Raw genomic sequence first — 20,681 nt, 5'->3', positions numbered from 1 at the left:
AAATCCGCGGTCAAATCTTGACGACCGCCTTTGAGATGACTTTCAACCATCATCCCAATAATCGAGCGATTACCGTGTTTGATTTGCTCAGCGATATTTTGAATGACCATCGGTTGCAGGTAAGGGTCTTTATTTGAATTGGCATGGCTTGAGTCAATCATGATTTTACCTGAGACTTTACCTTTGGCAAGTTCATTTTCCGCTTGGGCAACGGCAGTGGCATCATAGTTGGGTTTGCCATTACCGCCACGAAGCACCACATGACCGTATGGATTACCTTTTGATTTGATAATCGACACCAGACCATCGGCAGATAGACCTAAAAAGCTATGACCAGATTTCACCGCTTGCATGGCATTGACAGCCACTGTCATACCGCCGTCTGTACCGTTCTTAAAGCCAACTGGACAAGACAGACCTGAAGACATCTCGCGGTGAGTCTGACTCTCAGTGGTACGTGCGCCAATCGCTGACCAGCTGATTAAATCTTGGATATACTGCGGTGTATTGGGATCAAGCGCTTCGGTTGCACAAGGTAAGCCTTTTTCATTCAAATCAAGCAGCAGTTTGCGCGCAACACGCAAGCCCTTATTGATATCAAAGCTATCATTCATGTCTGGGTCATTGATTAAGCCTTTCCATCCCACCGTGGTACGGGGTTTTTCAAAGTACACACGCATCACGACATAAATACTGTCTTCAATTTCTTTGGATAAAGCCAACAGTTTATCGGCGTATTCATGCGCAGCGTTGACGTCATGAATCGAGCAGGGACCAATCACCATCAATAAACGTTTGTCTTTACCGTCTAAAATATTACGCACGGTTTCGCGACCTTTGGTCACCGTCTCGATAGCTTTGGGGCTCAATGGTAGTTCGTTTTTTAATTCCGCAGGCGTCACTAGCGGTAAAATTGCTTCAATATTCACGTTATCTACATCAGCGATATCAGTTTTGGCAAAAGTTGTCATAATTCTCACAGGCTGTTGGCAAAAATTTAAAAAATCACTATAAACCAAAAAATTTATAATGTCATTACTTGCGTCAGTATGAAAGCCTACTTTTAGTTTGGCAGTTGATAAAATATTTTGTCAATGTTCAAAATCTGTTTGGTCAAAGTTTTTTTGGATATTTGGGTAATCTGCATATCCTACAGCAACATTATAACAACTCTTGTATCAGTATACTAGTACAAAATAACAAATAACTGTCATTTAAATTTTTTGATGGTTTTACTTTTCATCTGTTTACCCCTAAAATATTTTTTTAAAATGATAACCAAACAAGGCTGTTTAATCCCATGTACGCTAACGCCCCTGCACAAACCATTTCAGACCTTGCTGCAAACGCAACACTCGCAACCGATATTGCTAACCCAAGCGCAGCCAGCTTTTCTAACGTCAGCGAAGCGAGCTTTTCTAACATCAGTGGAGAGAACTTGCTGCAAAACGTTGCTAAAAATAAATTTCAGCCGATTGTCATTGGTATCGTAGCAGGCGAGGTCTCAGGCGATGCGCTGGGTGCAGACTTCATGCGCCAGATGAATAATTTGCGTGATGACATTGTGTGGGTGGGGGTGGGTGGCGCACAGATGCAGGCACAGGGACTTAACTCAGTGATTGACATGTCTCGTCTGTCGGTGATGGGCTTGGTGGAAGTGGTCAAGCATTTGCCAGATTTGTTTAAAGCACGTGATGAGATTTTGGCAGCGTTTAAACAAAACGCCATCGATATTTTTGTCGGCATTGATGCGCCTGATTTTAATTTACGATTGGGCGAACGGTTAAAATCAGCGGGTATTTATTGTGTGCAATATGTCAGCCCATCGATATGGGCATGGCGGGAAGGGCGAATTGAGAAAATCAAACGCGCGACCAATTTGGTGCTGTGTTTGTTTCCGTTTGAGTTGTCTGTGTACCAAAAACATGATCATCCCGCCGTGTGTGTCGGGCATTCACTCCTCAAAACCATGGATGACAATTTGTTTACAACGCCCATGGATGAGCTGCGCCGTGAATTGATTTGGGATAATCCCACCTATCATCAGTTTTTTGTCAAAATGGGCGAGCTTGAGATGAGTCATCTCATTGCAGTGATGCCAGGCTCAAGACGCAGTGAAATCGATGCGATTTTTCCAAAAATGCTTAAAGCGATTCATCAACTGTTGATTATGGATGATAAGCTATGCTTTATCGTACCAACGGTCAACCAACATCTACTGACTATCGTAGAGCAATATCTAGAAGCCCAATCAGCGCAGGTACGCCATCATGTGACAGTAAGCTGTGATGAAACACAAGCGGATTTTAGCCAACAGGTGATGGCGGCGTCAGACTTGGTGCTGCTTGCATCGGGTACCGCCACGCTTGAAGCCATGCTACTGGGTAAACCGATGGTGGTGGTGTATTCACTCAATAAAATGACCTTTTGGCTGGCAAAACGTATGGTGAAGGTTCCTTACGTAGCGCTACCCAATATTTTGGCAGGTCGAGAAATCGTACCAGAATTGCTACAAGAAGACGCCAACCCAGACAATATTTGCCGTGTGGTACAGCAATCATTAAAAGTTAAAAATTATAACGAGCAGCTGCGAGATTTGCGGCAAACGTCAGAATGGCTGCGTGAACAAAGCAACATCGACCCCGCCAATGCGGTGATTGATCATTGGCTGACGTGGAAAAAGCAGTAAAAATCTCAGGCAAAATCCAGGCAAAATTTGATGCTTTATCAAGTTGGGTACGGTGATATTGATAGTAAACTTACGCCTAATCTTCTGAGGTGAATGTTGCCATCAAATCATGCGCTTTGGTTCTGGCATCAAGCACCGTCATAAAGGTATAAGCGCCGATGAATTTACGGCTAATAAACATCAGCTCTTTAGGCGGCACGCTAAAGGATTTTGAGGTTGCTGATTTGCTGGCAAGCTTAATGACACGGTTATGTAAATCACTTTCCGCCCAAATATAATTGCCGTGTACATCCAGTGCATGGGGTGGAATTGTCGGATTACGACTTGGCAAACTAAAGGGTTCACTGGCAAGCAAACATAGCTCTACCATATCATTTTTTACCGAATCGCTAAGATTAGCAAAGAATTCAAAATGCTTGCCTGCTTGATCAATCGCTTGGCGCATTTTGCCACGGTCGTGAAAAACCCCTGCCAACAGCAAATTACGGGCGATGAGTAGCAGATTGTCATCAAACTGACGAATCGCGCCAAAGTCCAATAACACCAATTGGTCAAGCTGTGTATCAGGCTGTTGTGCAAGGCGAATCAGATAGTTGCCAAAATTGGGGTCGGTCTGCATATCCCCCCATTCAAAAATCTCACGCAGCATAATTTCAATCGACGCCTGCCCAATCGCATTCCGTCTTTCTTGGGGCAGCGCAAATATTTGCTCATCCAAAATCGACACGCCATCTTCATAGGTCATACATAGCAGCCTATCGGTGCTATAAGCTTTGAGGATGCGCGGCACCACATAGCGACTATCGCCAGCAAAACGCTGAAAAAATAACTCAGTGGTGTCTGCTTCTAGGAGGTAGTTGACTTCATGATGCAGCAGGTCACGAATTTCTTCAAACCACGCATCGAGTTGGCGGGTTTGTGGGACAACATTGGTGACTTTAAGCAGTTGGCGGAACAAATCCAAATCACTGTCCACGGCATCAGCGATATTAGGATATTGCACCTTAAACACCACTTGCTCGCCCGTGGCTTTATGAACTGCTCTATGTACTTGCGAGAGTGAGGCGGTGCCAATTGGGGTATGGTCGATATCAAACTCATGGATGGTATCACCCAATTCGGTTCGTAGCGCTGATTCGATAATTGACCATGAAAAAGCAGTCGTCTGGCTGTTCAAGGTTTGTAAGGCTTCTGTGATTTCAGAGGGTAAAAAATGCTCACCGTACAGGGCTAACATTTGACCGATTTTGACCACTGAGCCTTTAAGTTTACCCAGCTCATCCACCAAATACTGGGCTTGCTCACGCATAAATGCTTGTTTTTGTACCGCTTTTTCTTCCTTTGACTTAAATAATCCAAAGGCGCTATTGGTCGCCCATCGTCTGCCGATATTGAGCGATGCTTTGGCAATCGATAACCGACGGTCAAGCGCCGAGGTTTTGAGCTGTTCAAGCGGTTGGTTATCGTAATTTTGCGGATTTGCCATACAGGGTGCCTAATGTTTTTGAAAGAAAAAGCCAAATAAAAAGCAAATCATTTTAACACATGATTTGCTTTGATTGTTGTTACCGATTTTTAATAAAGCGGATTAACGCTTGGCGTAACCACTTGACGTAACATAGTGGCTAGATGTCTAAATGCCATCTTATTGGTTGTTGGTTATTCGGCGCTAGATTGAATAGCGCGCCAACCGATATCACGGCGATATTGCATACCATCAAAGCTAATAGCGCCACAAACTGCTAAGGCTTTGGTTTGCGCATCCAAAATATCGTCACCAAGTGCCGTCACGCAAAGTACGCGTCCGCCATTGGTGACAATCTCACCATTGTCAAACGCTTTGGTACCTGCGTGGAAAACTTTGACATCCATATCCGTTTGCCCATACTGAGACTCAAGTGATGGTAACCCATGGATGACATCGCCGTTGCTCGCGCTTTCTGGATAACCTTTGCTAGCCAGTACCACACCCAAGGCAGGACGCTCATCCCACTCAGTTTGTTTGGGAAGATTGCCATCCAACCCTGATGCTATCAAGTCAACCATTGAGCCTTTTAGGCGCATCATAATGGGCTGTGTTTCTGGGTCGCCAAAACGGCAATTAAACTCAATCACATAGGGGTCATTGTGGTCATCAATCATCAAGCCTGCGTACAAAAATCCCGTATAAGGCGTGCCATTTTCGTTCATGGCATCGACCACTGGCTGAATCACACGGGCAATCACCTTGTCATGTACTTGCTGCGTCACCACGGGGGCAGGTGAGTAAGCACCCATCCCGCCTGTATTAACACCGGTATCACCTTCGCCAATACGTTTGTGATCTTGGCTGGTTGCCATCGGTAAGATATTGTTGCCATCTATCATACAGATGAAGCTGGCTTCTTCACCTTGCAAGAACTGCTCAATCACCACACGGCTGCCCGCATCACCAAATTTGTTGCCCGATAACATATCATTGATGGCGTCAATGGCTTCTTGTTCACTCATCGCCACAATCACGCCTTTACCTGCGGCTAAACCATCGGCTTTGATGACAATCGGCGCGCCTTCGGCTTTCACATAAGCAATCGCTTGCTCGGCATCGCTAAAAGTTTGGTATTTGGCAGTAGGGATATGGTGTTTTATCATAAAATCTTTGGCAAAGGCTTTTGACCCTTCAAGCTGCGCGCAATACGCCGTGGGTCCCCAAGCTTTGATACCTGCTTTTGTTAAGTCATCGACCATACCTGCCACAAGTGGCGCTTCAGGACCAACCAGCACAAAGGCAATGTCATTGTCTTGGCAAAATTGAATCACCGCCGCATGGTCTTTGACGTTTAAATCGACATTTTGTAGTTTGTGTTCAAGCGCTGTGCCCGCATTGCCGTTGGCAACAAAAACCGTGCTCACTTTGCTATCTTTGGCGCATTGCCATGCCAATGCGTGCTCACGTCCACCTGTGCCAATCACTAAAATATTCATATTGTTTCCTTAAAAATGTAAAATAGCTGTATGGTAGGCATTGTAACAAATTTTGGGAACTAAATTAAATGACAAAGCATTTTATTATTGGCGTAGATGAAGTCGGGCGAGGGCCATTATTGGGCGATGTGGTGGTTTGTGCGCTCATCTTCGATAAGGCGATTTTATCTGTCAAAGAAGATAGCCTAAGCACTGATTTACCCACCGCTGATAGTGTGAGTATTAGCCACAATCATCCGCTAAGCGCGCTAACTGACTCCAAAAGACTGTCAGAGAAAAAACGAGAAGCGTTATTTTCCTTGATTGAAAAAACGGCAAGTGCGCATCAGGTTGTCAAAATTTCTGCCAGCTTAATAGACCAGCTCAACATTTTACAAGCGACATTACTAGGGATGAAACAAGCGGTGGCAGGCGTGATGGCGCAAATGTTAGCGCAATACCCAACAGCGACTTTTAGCGTCATGGTGGATGGCAATAAACTGCCCGTGTTGTTTGACTTGCCCAATTATCAGCAAATTACCCATGAGCAAGCGATTGTGAAAGGGGACGGCAAACATGCGTGTATCAGTGGCGCCAGTGTGATTGCCAAAGTGACGCGTGACCGAGACATGGTGGCGTTGTCAAAGTTGTATCCTGATTATGGCATTGAGCAGCATAAAGGCTATCCCACCGCCGCCCATATCCAAGCGATAGAGCATTACGGTATTTTGCCCATGCATCGCAAAAGTTTTGCCCCCATCAAACAGAGGGTTTTAGACAAAAAAGGTGAACATACAGTCAATATCTGGTAGTAATGAGTGCAGATCTAAAGTCGCCTTGTGAGCGAGTTTAACTAGTAAGGTGTGCTGAGCATGACGAGTAAAAGGATGGTCTTGCTCGCAGACCTGCAAGCTGTGCCCGATTTATTTTCAACCTCTCGGTGGACAGCGCGCCAAACAAGGTCTGATAGTCGCCCTGTATGTTCAAATCTATCATAGCAAATTGTAGGCTTTTTTCAAACTACCTTATACTAAATCAATCTGCCAATTAGCGGCTTGCAATTGGATATTTAAGTTTCTGAGTTTCACCGCTATGTCATCTGCTTGTTTTTGCAGTTTGACCGGTTCAATCACTTTTTGCCATTTGATTTCTCGATAGCTATAACGATCGCCTTCCGTCTTAGCATTATCAATCGCGGTTTGCAGTAGGCGATGGCGTTCGGCAAGTTCATCACGCTTGACTAAAGTGCTGAGCATGGTTGCACCATCGGGCATGACAGCGATGGCATTGGTGCGATGAATATGGTCGATTAACGCATACAGCTCGCTCATGACCTGATTGGCTTGCAGCAACAGTTCATTCGGGTTTTCACTTGGGGTGTCGCCATCTTGGACTTTGACATTTTCAGCAATGCGCGCTTTCAAGCTGGCGAGTTTTTTTTGCATATCAGCACGTCGTAACAAAGCTTCTGCAAGTTTCATAGTTATCTCCTGATTGGTCAATTTAGTGGGTCAATTTAAACGTTAAAATCGTATAATTGGGTTAAAAATTGGGTAGGATAATCTGTAATCACACAATCCACGCCCATCTCAATCAAGCGCTTTGCCACATCAACCTCATTCACCGTCCAAGCGGTGACTGTTAAGCCATAAACTTTGGCAATTTCCAACAGGGTTGGGGTAATAAGCGCATAATAAATGCCCACTTGGCTACAGCCTAAGGCACAAGCGCGATTAAAGGTTTGTAATATTAAATTTTTACCCGCTGTATCAGGCGTGGGTAAAAAAGCAATTTGGCTTGCCAGCGTGGCTTTGGGCTCAAGTGTCTTAGGCTCAAGTGTCTTAGGCTCAAGTAATAATCCTGTCTGAAAGTGAAACGTTAAAAATTGCTGTTGGTTTTGAATTTGGTACAAAATATCGGTATCAAAACTGGTCAAAGTAATAGGTAAAGCTTGCCATATTTCTTGAGATAATAGCCTAAGCAGATTTTTAACCAACAAGGCTGGCTGGGTTTTAGTATGGGTTTTGATTTCCAGTTCAATATGGCGAAAGTGTTGTAGATAAGGAGGTAAATCGTCTAGCAACAATACGTGATGTTTTAAAAACCCTAGTTCAAAACATTGGGAAAAACGCCCATAGTCCGATTGCACAATGGCGTCTAATTCCGCCCATGTTTTATCAGCAATCCACGATTGTTGTCTTGCAAGCCGATGTAAAGTTTCGTCATGTACCACCACAAATTTGCCATCGGCGGTCATTTGGATATCAAATTCAACCCCATCAAGCTGCTTACCATGTTTTTGCAATTGCTGCACGTAGGCAAATCCGTCTTGACAGTTCTCTAGCCGTTCAGCCCGAGCAGCACGATGACCGAGTAAATAATACGTTTGATTAGGATGGCGCATACGATGGCTCGCAATAGACAATAAAATTTTATGACTACTAAAAATTATTACAACTAAATTTTATTATAAATAATAGTGAACAACTAGCCAATTTGCAAAACTTTGCTTTATAATAACAAGGTAATAAATTCTGCGTGAAAGGTGCCTTATGTCTATGATTTTCCCACAAAATACGTTGTCAAAAAAAATGCGTACGCCGTTATTGTTGGCGTGTTTTGCCTTAGCCGTCGTGGGATGTAGTCGCAATGAGCAAAAAGACGAGCAAACTGGCAGTGCTGCAAGCAGTGAGCAAAAGACAATTGAAACGTCTGATATTGCTTGTAACAATGACAAGGCAACCAGTGTCATTCACAGTTATCTTGTCAATCGCATCGACCAGCAAGCCAAAAAACAGTCTGACATCATCCAGCAGCAAGCAGGTACGATCGTTGATATGACTATCTTACAAAATGGCTTGTCGCAAGTGGCCATTAACCTAGAAAGCGTGAATGGTAGCAATGGTAAATGCCAAGCGACGGTATCGTTTAATATGCCTCAAGCGCAGCTCGATAACGCCGATAAAATTTATACCCGTCTAAAAATGCCAGTCGCCGCCGAGCAAATCGCGTCGCGTGGGTATCAACTGCAAAATAGCACATTGGTGGCAAACCCTGTTGGATTTGGGTTATCAGCCAGCGGCACCAATTACCAAGTCAATAGCACAACAGGCGACGATGTGATTGGGCTAGTCGGTGAGATTATGGCAAATTCGGCATTAGCGCAAACGCTGACCCAACCATCTAATACGCCCTTAGCCGGTTCTTCGGCAGGTGCGATACCTGTTCTACCGCCTGTGACTAGCAAACCCAGTGTCGCGGCCAACAACAGCCAAAATTCAACGACCAAACCTGTCAAGAAACAAACGCCAGAAAAACCAAAAACCAACAGTGAAAAAAACGACAGCGAAAAAACCAAGACTGACGTGACCACCACATCAGACAAGAAAAACACAGCATCAGATAGCGCGGATAAAAAATCGGTGAAAAAATCTGAGTCAACCACCTCAAATGCTGATACCAAATCAACCGCTACTAAGACAACGGCTAGCACAAGTACAGACAAATCGACCAAGTCAATATCGCATGAAAAAGTCCCAACCGACACCAATGTAAAATTAACCATTGAAGAAAAAAACGAGCAATACTAACGTAAGCCACTGATAAATGACGTGTTTAACGTATATCACCCAGTCATCAATTTGTTTTAGCATCTTTTTGATGTAGTAGTGTGACTAAACATAAAACAAATTGATGCGTCAATTCTCTGCCTGCCACCATAAGGATATGAACATGGCCCATTTTGCCCCACAAATCGCTGTTAAAGCTACCTATATGCGCGGTGGTACATCAAAAGGTACTTTTTTCAAGCTTGATGACCTACCTGAACGCTGCCAAACCCCAGGGGAAGCCCGAGATAATTTTTTACTGCGGGTGGTTGGTAGTCCAGATCCGTATGGTAAGCAAATTGATGGTTTGGGAAATGGCTCATCATCAACCTCCAAAGTGGTGATTTTGTCAAAAACAGACGTTGCCGATCATGATGTGAATTATTTATTCGGTCAGGTCGCCATTGATAAAGCGATGATTGATTGGTCAGGTAACTGTGGTAACTTAACCGCGGCGGTCGGTTCATTTGCGATTGCCAATGGCTTAGTAGATGCCAGTAAAGTGCCACAAAATGGCATTTGTGAAGTCCGAATTTGGCAGCAGAATATCAGCAAAACCATCATCGCGCATGTACCCATGACCGATGGTCAAGTGCAAGAAACGGGCGATTTTGAGCTAGATGGTGTGACTTTCCCAGCAGCCGAAGTCAAAATTGAATTTATTGACCCTGTGGACAGTGATGGCGATATGTTCCCGACCGGCAACTTGATTGATAAACTTAATGTACCTGAAATCGGTGAATTTGACGTCACGATGATCAATGCAGGTATCCCAACGATTTTTTTAAATGCCAAAGACTTGGGTTTTACGGGCGCTGAGCTGCAAAAAGACATCAACAGTAACCAAGAAATTTTGGCGAAGCTTGAAAAAATCCGTGCTCATGGCGCAGTTAAAATGGGACTGATTGCAGCGTTAACAGAAGCCCAAACCCGTCAGCATACCCCAAAAATTGCTTGGGTTGCACCGCCAGCCGATTATACCGCCTCTAGTGGCAAAGCAGTCAAGGCAGGCGATATTGATTTGCTTGCCCGCGCGATGAGCATGGGTCAACTGCACCATGCCATGATGGGTACAGCCTCGGTTGCGATTGGCACCGCCGCGACCATTAAAGGTACGCTAGTCAACCAAGCAGCCGGTGGAAAAGCGTTGTCTGAAGTACGCTTTGGTCACCCATCAGGCACGCTACTGGTCGGGGGTGAGTCCTCGCAAGTGGATGGCAAATGGCAAGCCAAAAAAGTGTCTATGAGCCGTTCAGCGCGCCGTCTGATGGTGGGTGAGGTGTATGTGCCGGGCGATGCGTTTTAATCGACAAAGCATTCACAAGCCAACTTATAGCCCAATACCTAAGAGCCTAATAACTAAGTCCCCAATACCTAAGAGCCCAATAATGACAGATAACAACTCACACTGGATTGAACTGACGCACGCACCTAGCCAAGGGGTAACCGTGGTTCAAACCCTATCTGGCTGTGAGTCCCTGCCAAGAAAGTCAAGTAATTCAAGCAAGTCAAGCAATGATGCAGTGGGGCAGTCTAGTTTGAATGCTATGTATGGTCAATTTAATTTAGGCTTGCATGTAGGGGATGATAGTATGCAGGTGCATCAAAATCGTGCGCACTTGCTGCAATCCTTGCAACACTATCATCCCGCAATAAACAGCATTCATTGGCTTAATCAAATTCATGGTAATGATATTTATCAGGTTACCGATAAAATTGGCACAGCAGCGATATCTGCTGATGCGCATATTACTCGTTTGCCTAACGTTGCCTTAGCGATTATGACAGCAGATTGTGTACCTGTCATGATAGCCACCGATGCAGCAGATGATAACAAGCTGATAGCGGCGATTCATGCTGGCTGGCAAGGTCTTAGCAAGGATATCATTGCAAAAACGGTGCAAAAAATGGTACACCAGTTTGATTTTGCAGCGGGGGACAATGCGCCTGCTGAAATGCACAAGGTCACTCGTGGGTGGCAAGCTTGGATAGGCGCTAGCATCGCACAATCAAGCTATGAAGTGGATAGTCGTGTCAAAGATGCGGTGTTATCAGTGTTAAACGTATCTGAGGTTGTCGCTACTCAGTTGTTTCAGCCAAATGCTGATAAGGTCGGTCATTATTTTGCCGATTTGCCTGCAATAGCAGAATTACAGCTCAAGGCTTGTGGCATTCATCAGGTGCATAAAAGTGGTTTAGATAGCCATGGTGATGCACGATTTTATTCGTATCGTCGGCAAACCCAGCATCAACTACCTGCAACAGGTAGAATGGCAACGCTGATCTTCATGGATTAATTCTCATAAAAAAAGGCAGTGTGTTAATCAATCATACTGCCTTTTTTGTGCAAGCTAAATTATTGCATAATTTTAACGTAAGCTTGCGCTCTTAAATCCTGCATCCAATCATCTAGTGCTTGCGGTGCCATACGTTGGTATAGAATTTCACGAGCCATGTTTTTACGATAGACATCACTCACATCTTTCTGGCGTTTTTCATCGATTTTAAGAATATGCCAGCCAAATTGTGATTGAAAGGGCACAGAATAGTCATTTACCGACGTTTTTTTCATCATTGCTTCAAAGCTTGGTACCATATCACCTTCACTGACCCAGCCCAAATCGCCGCCGTTGCTGGCGCTTCCTGGATCTTTCGAGTAGGTGCTCGCTAAGGTAGCAAAGTCCGCACCTTGACGCAGTTTTTCATAGATAGTGTCGATCTGCTGTTTCGCCATGTCAGCGGGTAGGGCAGTTGATGGGCTGATTAAAATATGGCGGGTATGCCATTGATCGATAATTTTTTGTTGACCGCCGCGTTTATCGACCAATTTAATCACGTTATAACCTTCTGCCGTGGCAATCGGGTTGGTGACTTGCCCGACTTCAAGGGCGGTGATGTTTTTTGACAGTTCTGTCGGTAACTCTGCCGCGACGTGATAGCCCATATCGCCCCCTTGAATTTGCGCATTATAGTTGGTTTGCGCATCAGTCATGATTTGCTCAATATTGGCATTCTCAGCTTGCAAATTTTTGGCAATTTGGGTGGCTACGGTCAGCGCTTGTTTTTTTTGTTTGTCGCTGGTTTTACCCGTGGCATCGGCTTCAAAAGGCACGCGAATATGTAAGGTGCGATATTGTGATTTTTCTAAAGCGTTGCTTTCTGGTGATTTTAAGAAGTTATCGACATCTTGATCTGAGATTTTGATGCGGCTAGCAAGTTGCTGCTGCTGCAAGGTTTGTATCGTCAAGTCTTCACTGACTTTTTGACGCAATGCTTGGTAACTACCTGCGCGCTGGGCGTCAAGTTTTTGCTGGAATTCAGCAAGGCTTGCGACCCCATTTTGTTGCGCCAAATTGGTCAACGCAGCATTCACTGCGTTCTCTTCAGCCTGCAGCCCTTGACGTTTGATGATATCAAGCTGGATTTGCTTAGTAATTAGCTGATCCAATACTTGCGGATAAAGTTGCTGCGCGGGTGGTACAGGTTTGTTTTGCGCTTGAAGCTGTGCAGAAGCTTGAGCAACCGCGCGATCTAACTGGCTGCGTAAAATAGGGGTGTCGTTGACAATGGCAATCACGCCATCAATAACCTGATCTTGCGAGTTGCTAGTGACGACAGGCGTTGGCTTGGCTGATGAGTTGGCGACCTCTGATGCTACGGGCGCAGGTTTAGAGACAGCTTTTGCTGTTTTTTGCGTGGTAGTTTTTGAGCCGCTGGTTTTGGTGTTAGCTTCAACTGATTTGGCAGCGTTGGTGGTTTTGTTTACTGTCACAGCTTTGGTTGATTTGCTTGTGGTTTGCGCTGCAGGTTTGGTACTAGATTTTTTGCTAGATTCCACCGTCGTTTTGCTGCTAGTTGTGTTAGTTTTAGCTGTTGCAACCGCTGTTGTTGCAGTCACGGCTTGCGCGTTCAATGTTGGCATAACCAATAGGGTGCCATATATCAAAGCGCTAGTGAGAGCAGATAGGGTGTTGCGGTGAAAATTGGGTAAATTATGCATGACAGCATGGTTCATGGCATGTATCCTTAAAATAAAAACCAAAAAATAAAAAAAGTAAATTTGATCACTCAAAAATCGTGGCAAAACCATTTAGCTTAAATGACGGGTCTTTGACCGAGTGGCTTAGATGTTGCTAAATGATGTTGTAAAGTTTGGGTCATTTTATACAATAATATTTGCTAGCGTATGTCTGTATCATAATAAATCCTAAAAAACCTCAAGTTTTAGGCAGTTTTTTGCGTAAAAGGCGTTTAGTATTTAGGGTCATAACCCAATACCCGATTACGCATCAAGCTAGCCAGTCGACCGTCACCTTTGTTGGATAACCCATTTAAGCTAATTTCTGCCATGATAGCGTGGTCAGCACTGTCTTTATCACTTAACTCATCATAATAACGGCGAGCATAAATCGATAAGCCATAACAACAGCTATCATAAGTAAAGCCCGCTAACACATCACTAAAACGACTTTTCTCATTGTCGTATTGGACAGCCCCTAAAAACTGCCAATTATCATTAACAGGCAAAACAGCGGAGCCGGTGAAAGCAGAGAGGGCTTTTTGTCCAAATCTACTCTTATTGCGTTTGACATAACCTAAGTTGTAAAGGCTATTAAAAGTTGGCGCATAACGAAATTGGGTGTTGATATAGTTTAAATCAGCGTTGTCATCAACCGAGCCATCTAAATCTACCCAAAAATCTTGACGCGGTTGGGTGCTTACTTCAAAGACGGTACCGGTATTGTCAATTTTTAACCCATCATCGGTATTGTCAAGATGTACCCGAATATCACTCAAATAAATTTGTTTACCCACGCTGGCATCCAATCGAGTCAAACCATTGCCATCAATATAGCGATAATTTAATGAAGGGGTTAAATGGTTGTTGTCGGGCAGGCGATCATATCCCAAAAACCATGAATCTTCATACAATTGCGAAAAATTGAGCGATGCCAAACGGGTATTAAAGTTGGGTACGTCAGTCTGGTCTTTATAGGGCGAGTACACATATTTTAGGCGCGGGCTTAATAACTGATAGCCGCCCAAGGATTCATCAAATTTACCAAATGGGGTGCCTGCTTTAAAGAAATTTAAGCCACTATCAATACTAAACTGCGGTACAAAAATAGATTGGCTTTTGCTATTTTTATCCAGTCCATTGGCATCGGCTGATTCTTGGTCAAATTGGGTATAAAGGTGCTGTAAACTTACTGACGGGGTCACGTATCCCCAAGTTCGCGTCATTGGGTAGGCAGCAGTGAGTTTGTTATACAGTCTACCACCGCTTTGCTCAGGCGCAGAGCCATCATCGATTGGGCGTTTAAAATAGGCAAAATCGCTGATACCCGTCAAATCAAATTGGGTCACCCAAGGCACACGATATTTGACCGATAACTGCGGCAGACGGTCATACGGTTTGTCTTTGTCCAAGATTTTGTCTGAATTGGTTAAATTACGATCCAGTGTTTGAAAGGTTTCAATCTTGGCAAGCGCAGTCAAATAGTCATTGTAATAATTGGCTTGAATGCGGCGCGGTAAATTTAATTGAACGGTTTCGTCACCCAAGGTCTCAAAATCGTTTAAGAATTTAGGATCTGAGACATACTGATATAGCGCATCAATGGACAGGTTAGGGATATCTTTTGACTGCCAATGATGATCATAATAAAAGCGGGTACGGTCTTCATCATTATATTGTTTGTCGTTTGGCAGATAAGAGCCTGTCAAGCTACCATAACCAAATTTTTCTGTCAGATAGCGGAACTCACCTGTCAACATGGGATTGCGGTCAGTAAAAATGGTTGGCGTGACAGTGGCATCGTAATTTGGCGCTAGATTAAAGTAATAAGGTAACTGTACATTGAAACTCCCTTCCGTACTAAAGCCGCCGCGTGGTAACAAAAAACCACTGGTGCGGCGATCGTCAATCGGAAAATTAAAATACGGCAGGTACAATACCGGGGTATTTTTGACTTTTAACGTGGCATTATAGGCTTCACCGCGACCCGTGTCGGTATTGATATCGATGTTTTTGGCATTGATTTGCCAAGTCGGATTGTCAGGCGCGCAGGTGGTAAACATGACATCGTCAATTTCAACGCGGCTTTCATCGACTTTATTAAGCCGTTTGGCATAACCATACGCTTGTAGCGGTACGCTGGCAAAAGCCACATCTTTGGCGGTTGCTTTGGTGCTATCCGTTTGGTATGCCAGTTCATCGGCAACGGTAATCAGCCCCCCTTTTGGGCTATCTCTAAGGCTTACACGTGGGTTGCCGTCTGTCGATTGGGGACTTTGCGCGGCATCCACCAATAAAACATTACCTTGAGCGGCCGCAATGCCATCTTGCACGTTAACGACCACTTTATCGGCAGAGATTTGCTGACGACCTTGGTTGATTTGCACATCACCTGACAATTCAGCATAATTTTCATTGTCATAATAGCCATAGTCAGCCGACGCATAAATTGGGAAGCTGCTATTGGGTTGGTCGGTAGCGGCTGCCGCTAATGCCTGTTGTTGATAGATGGTCGAAGTGGGATATACCCAGTTGCCATGACACATGGCGTCTTTTCGGGTCCCTGCTTTTGATTGCGTGTTTGCTTGAGCACCTGACGGTTGACTATTAGGCGTGAGCGGGCTCAGCAAATTTGGATTAGCAACCGTGGCGCTAGTATCGTCCGTGGTTTGCGGGGTTTTGGGTTGATAAAAGGTTTTGAGCTTATCTAGACTGGCTTGTTGCTGTTGATTTGGGGTAAAGTTGGGACGAGTACGCGCAGAGTTTGGTTTGATGTCAGGCGCATTAATTGGTGTGATACCTTGATTAGTCGTCACATCGACAGCCGTGGCGCTGTCTGCTGTGGCGACACTACTACTATAAGTATCCGGCGTTGAAGCTGAGGTATCAAGGTTTTGTTTTTCAGTACTTTGTGATTCAGTGCTTTGTGCCTCAATACTTTGTGAGTCAATGTTTTGAGGTGCTGTGCTTTGTGCTGTCGCTGTATCAGTCGATTCCGTAACGGCTGCTGTCGGCAACACCGCAAGCGCTGAGGTTGAATACAAAGTAGTGAACATCGCGCCAAGTGTCATCGCTAAAACATTGGTATGTCGATAAATTTGGTGTAATGATTGATGCAGGCATGTAGGCTGGGTTGGCAAAGACGAATGTGAAGTTAAACGATTAGAAGTTGACGAAATAGGCGACAATTTCACAGATTTTTTCATTAGACATTTACCAAAGACGCAATATAAAAACCTTCACATCATATCACTAGCGTCATCAATATACTATTGCAAAAGATGTTTAAAATTGCAAACATGTTAGACGCCACTTGAGAGATACGCAGATTTTCGGTAGCATAACTTATTTTTATTGAGTAAGCCCACGTTATGAACCATCCTGCCGCACAACTTGCTAACCAAGACCCTTGCGATAGCACAGCTTCGCCATCAAATACCGAGCCACTTGAACAAAAATCACTTGAACGACAATCACTTAAGCAACAGCCACTTAAGCAACAGTCACGTGAACAACAGCTGCACACTTGGTTAACCCAAGTTTTTCCAAACCAGTCATTGCAGCATAAAAAAATACCTGGCGATGCCAGCTTTCGCAGCTATCATCGCTTAACCGTCGACAATCAACACTATATCGTGATGGATGCGCCGCCAGAAAAAGAATCGGTGAAAGAATTTATCGCCGTGGACAACTTAATGGCAGGTCATGTGCATGTGCCAAAAATGATTGCCACGGATGAACAGCAAGGTTTTATCATCCTTGAGGATTTGGGAAACACGGATTTTGCCGATGTCATTGCCAAGGATTTAACGGATGCAGGCGAGCTGGCAAAAACTGAGCGCTATTATCAGCAGGCAATGCAGGCAATTTTGGCGATTCAAAAGATTGGCATCAATGACGCCAAAGCCGTTATCCCAAGTTACGACGATGCTCTACTGCTCCGAGAAATGGGGTTGTTTAGCGAATGGTTTTTACCCTATATCGGCGTGACGATGACCCCAGACTTAGAGACGCTGTGGCAAGATTTGCAGTCTGATATTATCCAGCAAGTCATCGCGCAGCCTCAAGTGGTGGTGCACCGTGATTTTCACAGCCGTAATTTGATGGTATTAAATCACAGCGATGAGTTGGGCGTGATTGATTTTCAAGATGCTGTCATCGGTGCCTACACCTATGATTTGGCGTCTTTACTGCGAGATGCCTATATCAATTATGATGAAACATGGGTCAACACGCATCTGGCTCATTATCACCAATTGGCGCAAATTGACAAAAGCTTGGCAGAGTTTACTGTGGATTTTAATATCATGAGTATGCAGCGTCATCTCAAGGTATTGGGAATCTTTGTACGTTTGTTCGAGCGAGATGGCAAAGACCGTTATTTGGTCAACCTGCCCAAAGTTTTCAATAATTTATTAACTTGTCTAAAAGCTATCAGCCAAAGGGATGAGCATCATACTTTTGATAAATTTGCTGATTGGATGACAGCCGTTGTTGAACCTGCTTTTCATCAAAAAATCCAAGGATAAAACCCCATGACAACCACCATCACCCAAGCCATGATTTTATCCGCGGGTAAAGGCACTCGGCTGCGCCCTTTAACTTTGACCACGCCAAAGCCACTTGTCGAAGTCGGCGGGCAACCGCTTATCGTGTGGCATATCAAAGCACTCAAACAAGCCGGTATCACTGATATCACCATCAATGTGTCATGGCTTGCGGATAAACTGCTAAATGCAATCGGGGATGGCAGTCAATACGGTGTCACCATTCATTGGTCGATTGAACCAGAAGAACCGCTTGAGACAGCAGGCGGTATCAAGATGGCTTTGGCTACTGGTAAATTAAAAGACCAGCCATTTATTTTGGTCAATGGGGATGTGTGGACGCCTTTTAATTTTGCCCAGCTAAGCCATCTTAATCTAAACGATTCGCAGGCTTATTTGCTACTCACCGACCAAGCTACGCACAACCCAACGGGTGATTTTGCCTTAGAAAATGGCAAGGTCAAGGCAGATGGCACACCAAAATATACTTTTGCAGGGATTAGCGTGATGTCACCAAGATTATTGGATACGGTCAAGGCAGGTGAGACTGCGCCGCTAGCGCCACTACTCAAACAAGCCATGCAAGCGGGTGTGGTAATGGGGGATGTGCTGAGCGATGCGTGGGTCGATGTGGGCACGCTTGAGCGTTTAGAAAATTTGAACCAAAAATTGTCGGCTAACAAGTAATTTGACAGAAAATTTCATCTTTTGCCATTTTGCTTTTATTTGAAAGCCGAGCAAACTAAACGGTTAAAGCTAAAAAAATGACCCAAAACTGTGATAAAATTTGTCACAGTTTTATTTTTAGCATGTTACATACGACAAAATTTAATTCTGCAATTAATTCTGTAACTAATTCTGTAATATAGGAAAGCCAATGACCACCCCAATTTCTGAACGTCGTCTTGCCAACGCCATCCGTACCCTAGCTTTTGAAGCGGTGCAAAAAGCCAATTCTGGACATCCAGGCGCGCCGATGGGCATGGCAGATATCGCTGAAGTGTTATGGCGTAAGTTTTTAAAGCACAATCCAACCGACCCAAATTGGCTAAATCGCGACCGTTTTGTGCTTTCAAATGGTCATGGCTCAATGCTTCAGTATGCTTTGCTGCACTTGACAGGATATGACGTTAGCATTGAGGATATCAAAAATTTCCGCCAATTGCACTCTAAAACCCCCGGTCACCCTGAATATGGCTACACCGCAGGTGTGGAAACTACCACAGGTCCCTTGGGTCAAGGGATTGCCAACGCTGTAGGTTTTGCGATTGCAGAAAAAACCCTAGCCGCGCAATTTAACCGAGACGGTCACCAAGTCATCGACCACCAAACCTATTGCTTTTTAGGTGATGGCTGTTTGATGGAAGGTATTAGCCATGAAGTTTGCTCATTAGCCGGTACGCTGCAACTGGGAAAATTGGTTGTATACTATGATGACAATGGTATTTCGATTGATGGTGACGTCGAAGGCTGGTTCTCAGATGACACCCAAAAACGTTTTGAAGCTTATGGCTGGCAAGTGCAAAAAATTGACGGTCACGATACCGATGCCATTACCCAAGCGACCCAAAATGCCATAGCTGAAAAAAATAAACCCTCACTCATTATCTGTAAAACCGTGATTGGCGCAGGTTCGCCCAATAAGCAAGGCTTGGAGGCCTCACATGGCGCACCCCTTGGCGCGGATGAAATCTTGCTTACCCGTCAAGCACTCAAGTGGGATCACGAAGCCTTTGAACTTCCAGACGATATTTATGAAGGGTGGGATTGCACAGTTAAAGGTCAAGCGCTGCAGCAATCATGGGAAAGTGAGTTTGATGCTTATAAAGACGCTTACCCAGAGCTTGCCAGTGAATTACTTCGCCGTGTGAATGGTGACTTGCCAGCAAATTTTGAGACACAAGCCCAAGAATTTATCAAGGCTTGTCAAGATAACCCAGAAAACATTGCAACGCGTAAAGCCAGCCAAAATTCAATCAATGCCTTACAGCCATTATTGCCAGAGCTACTGGGCGGCTCTGCTGATTTGGCAGGGTCAAATCTGACTTGGTTCAAAAATGCCAAAGCGCTCGAAGATGATGCGGCAGGCAACTACATTCACTACGGTGTGCGTGAATTTGGTATGACGGCGATTGCCAATGGTATAGCCTTATATGGCGGGTTTATTCCGTATGTGGCGACGTTCTTGATGTTTATGGAATATGCGCGCAATGCAGTGCGTATGTCTGCCTTGATGAAACAACGCGTCATTAACGTTTATACTCACGATTCAATCGGTCTGGGAGAAGATGGACCCACTCACCAACCTGTTGAGCAGTTGTCAAGTCTGCGTGCCACCCCAAATCTACATACTTGGCGACCATGTGATACGGTCGAGTCAGCCGTGGCATGGGTAGAAGCCTTGAAAGCAAAATCAACCCCATCCGCGCTGATTTTTAGCCGTCAAAATCTACCGCACCAAGCGCGAGATATCGAGCAAGTAGCCAATATTGCCAAAGGTGGCTATGTACTAGCCAAAGAACAAGGTGAGCTACGTGCCATCATCATCGCTACAGGTTCAGAGATTGAGCTTGCCATGAATGCTTATACTGAGTTGACTGCCGAAGGTTTGGGCGTGCGCGTCGTATCAATGCCCTGTGCTGAAGTGTTTGTCAAACAAGAAATCAACTACCGTGACAGCGTGTTGCCACCGCAAGTGCGTGCCCGTGTGGCGGTTGAAGCCAGCCATATCGATTATTGGTACAAGTTTGTAGGGCTTGATGGTAAAGTCGTGGGTATGACCACCTTTGGTGAGTCTGCCCCTGCCAAAGACTTGTTCCCATACTTTAACATCACCACTGATGCGGTCATTCAAGCCGTGAAAGCGGTTGTTTAAG

Annotated in this window: 15 protein-coding genes; 8 read left to right on the top strand and 7 right to left on the bottom strand. The window is 44.7% G+C overall.

The features are described 5' to 3' along the window. On the bottom strand, positions 1–971 hold a 971-nt coding region (locus tag RTR63_RS09035), incomplete at its 3' end, for a 3-deoxy-7-phosphoheptulonate synthase (RefSeq protein WP_312523829.1). 329 nt (positions 972–1,300) lie between these two features. Here RTR63_RS09035 and lpxB point away from each other — a divergent pair. Then, positions 1,301–2,689: a lipid-A-disaccharide synthase gene (lpxB, locus tag RTR63_RS09030; protein ID WP_312523827.1), complete on the top strand. Its 1,389-nt coding sequence runs from the start codon at positions 1,301–1,303 to the stop codon at positions 2,687–2,689. A gap of 76 nt (positions 2,690–2,765) precedes the next feature. On the opposite strand, the gene RTR63_RS09025 is transcribed toward lpxB, so the two are convergent. Together RTR63_RS09025 and purD are read right to left on the bottom strand one after the other, a co-directional pair. Continuing rightward, positions 2,766–4,175, bottom strand: coding sequence for an ABC1 kinase family protein (locus tag RTR63_RS09025; RefSeq protein ID WP_312523825.1), 1,410 nt, complete (start codon positions 4,173–4,175; stop codon positions 2,766–2,768). A 173-nt stretch (positions 4,176–4,348) separates the two neighbouring features. Then, positions 4,349–5,653 carry a phosphoribosylamine--glycine ligase gene (gene purD / locus RTR63_RS09020; RefSeq protein ID WP_312523822.1) on the bottom strand — a complete coding sequence of 435 codons (1,305 nt, stop codon included), beginning with the start codon at positions 5,651–5,653 and terminating at the stop codon, positions 4,349–4,351. A gap of 68 nt (positions 5,654–5,721) precedes the next feature. Between purD and RTR63_RS09015 the strand changes: the two genes are divergently transcribed. Beyond that, positions 5,722–6,444: a ribonuclease HII gene (locus tag RTR63_RS09015; protein ID WP_312523820.1), complete on the top strand. Its 723-nt coding sequence runs from the start codon at positions 5,722–5,724 to the stop codon at positions 6,442–6,444. Between the two features lie 213 nt (positions 6,445–6,657). Here the strand turns inward: RTR63_RS09015 and RTR63_RS09010 are convergent, their stop codons facing one another. Both RTR63_RS09010 and RTR63_RS09005 read right to left on the bottom strand, forming a co-directional pair. Continuing rightward, complete coding sequence (locus tag RTR63_RS09010; protein WP_312523818.1) at positions 6,658–7,113, bottom strand: DIP1984 family protein; 456 nt, start codon at positions 7,111–7,113, stop codon at positions 6,658–6,660. A 35-nt stretch (positions 7,114–7,148) separates the two neighbouring features. Further along, positions 7,149–8,036, bottom strand: coding sequence for a glycerophosphodiester phosphodiesterase (locus tag RTR63_RS09005; protein ID WP_312523817.1), 888 nt, complete (start codon positions 8,034–8,036; stop codon positions 7,149–7,151). A 148-nt stretch (positions 8,037–8,184) separates the two neighbouring features. On the opposite strand from RTR63_RS09005, the gene RTR63_RS09000 reads away from it, so the two are divergent. The 3 genes from RTR63_RS09000 to pgeF all read left to right on the top strand — a co-directional run bounded on the left by RTR63_RS09000 (position 8,185) and on the right by pgeF (position 11,537). Then, on the top strand, positions 8,185–9,222 hold the full coding sequence (locus RTR63_RS09000; RefSeq protein WP_312523815.1) for a hypothetical protein: 1,038 nt from the start codon (positions 8,185–8,187) through the stop codon (positions 9,220–9,222). Positions 9,223–9,364: 142 nt separating this feature from the next. Next, a complete protein-coding gene (prpF, locus tag RTR63_RS08995) occupies positions 9,365–10,546 on the top strand; it encodes a 2-methylaconitate cis-trans isomerase PrpF (protein ID WP_312523814.1) in 1,182 nt (393 codons plus the stop codon). 82 nt (positions 10,547–10,628) lie between these two features. Further along, entirely contained in the window at positions 10,629–11,537 is a 909-nt protein-coding gene (gene pgeF, locus RTR63_RS08990; RefSeq protein WP_312523813.1) for a peptidoglycan editing factor PgeF, read from the top strand. 59 nt (positions 11,538–11,596) lie between these two features. On the opposite strand, the gene RTR63_RS08985 is transcribed toward pgeF, so the two are convergent. Both RTR63_RS08985 and RTR63_RS08980 read right to left on the bottom strand, forming a co-directional pair. Next, entirely contained in the window at positions 11,597–13,255 is a 1,659-nt protein-coding gene (locus RTR63_RS08985; protein WP_312523812.1) for a peptidylprolyl isomerase, read from the bottom strand. Between the two features lie 236 nt (positions 13,256–13,491). Further along, a complete protein-coding gene (locus RTR63_RS08980) occupies positions 13,492–16,464 on the bottom strand; it encodes an LPS-assembly protein LptD (protein WP_312523811.1) in 2,973 nt (990 codons plus the stop codon). Between the two features lie 165 nt (positions 16,465–16,629). Here RTR63_RS08980 and RTR63_RS08975 point away from each other — a divergent pair, with 165 nt between their 5' ends. The 3 genes from RTR63_RS08975 to tkt all read left to right on the top strand — a co-directional run bounded on the left by RTR63_RS08975 (position 16,630) and on the right by tkt (position 20,680). Continuing rightward, complete coding sequence (locus RTR63_RS08975) at positions 16,630–17,787, top strand: aminoglycoside phosphotransferase family protein (protein ID WP_219331204.1); 1,158 nt, start codon at positions 16,630–16,632, stop codon at positions 17,785–17,787. Between the two features lie 6 nt (positions 17,788–17,793). Continuing rightward, positions 17,794–18,492 (top strand): N-acetylmuramate alpha-1-phosphate uridylyltransferase MurU, encoded by a 699-nt coding sequence (murU, locus tag RTR63_RS08970; RefSeq protein WP_312523810.1) that lies wholly within the window; start codon positions 17,794–17,796, stop codon positions 18,490–18,492. Positions 18,493–18,682: 190 nt separating this feature from the next. Further along, the gene (gene tkt, locus RTR63_RS08965) at positions 18,683–20,680 is read left to right on the top strand and encodes a transketolase (RefSeq protein WP_312523808.1); all 1,998 of its coding nucleotides are present in this window, start codon (positions 18,683–18,685) and stop codon (positions 20,678–20,680) included. Position 20,681: the final 1 nt, after the last annotated feature.

Origin of the sequence: Moraxella sp. CTOTU47724 (assembly GCF_032014955.1) — a bacterium.
GTDB lineage: Bacteria > Pseudomonadota > Gammaproteobacteria > Pseudomonadales > Moraxellaceae > Faucicola > Faucicola tetraodonis.
Note: the sequence above shows the minus strand (reverse complement) of the source record. Positions and strands in the feature narration are given on the sequence as shown.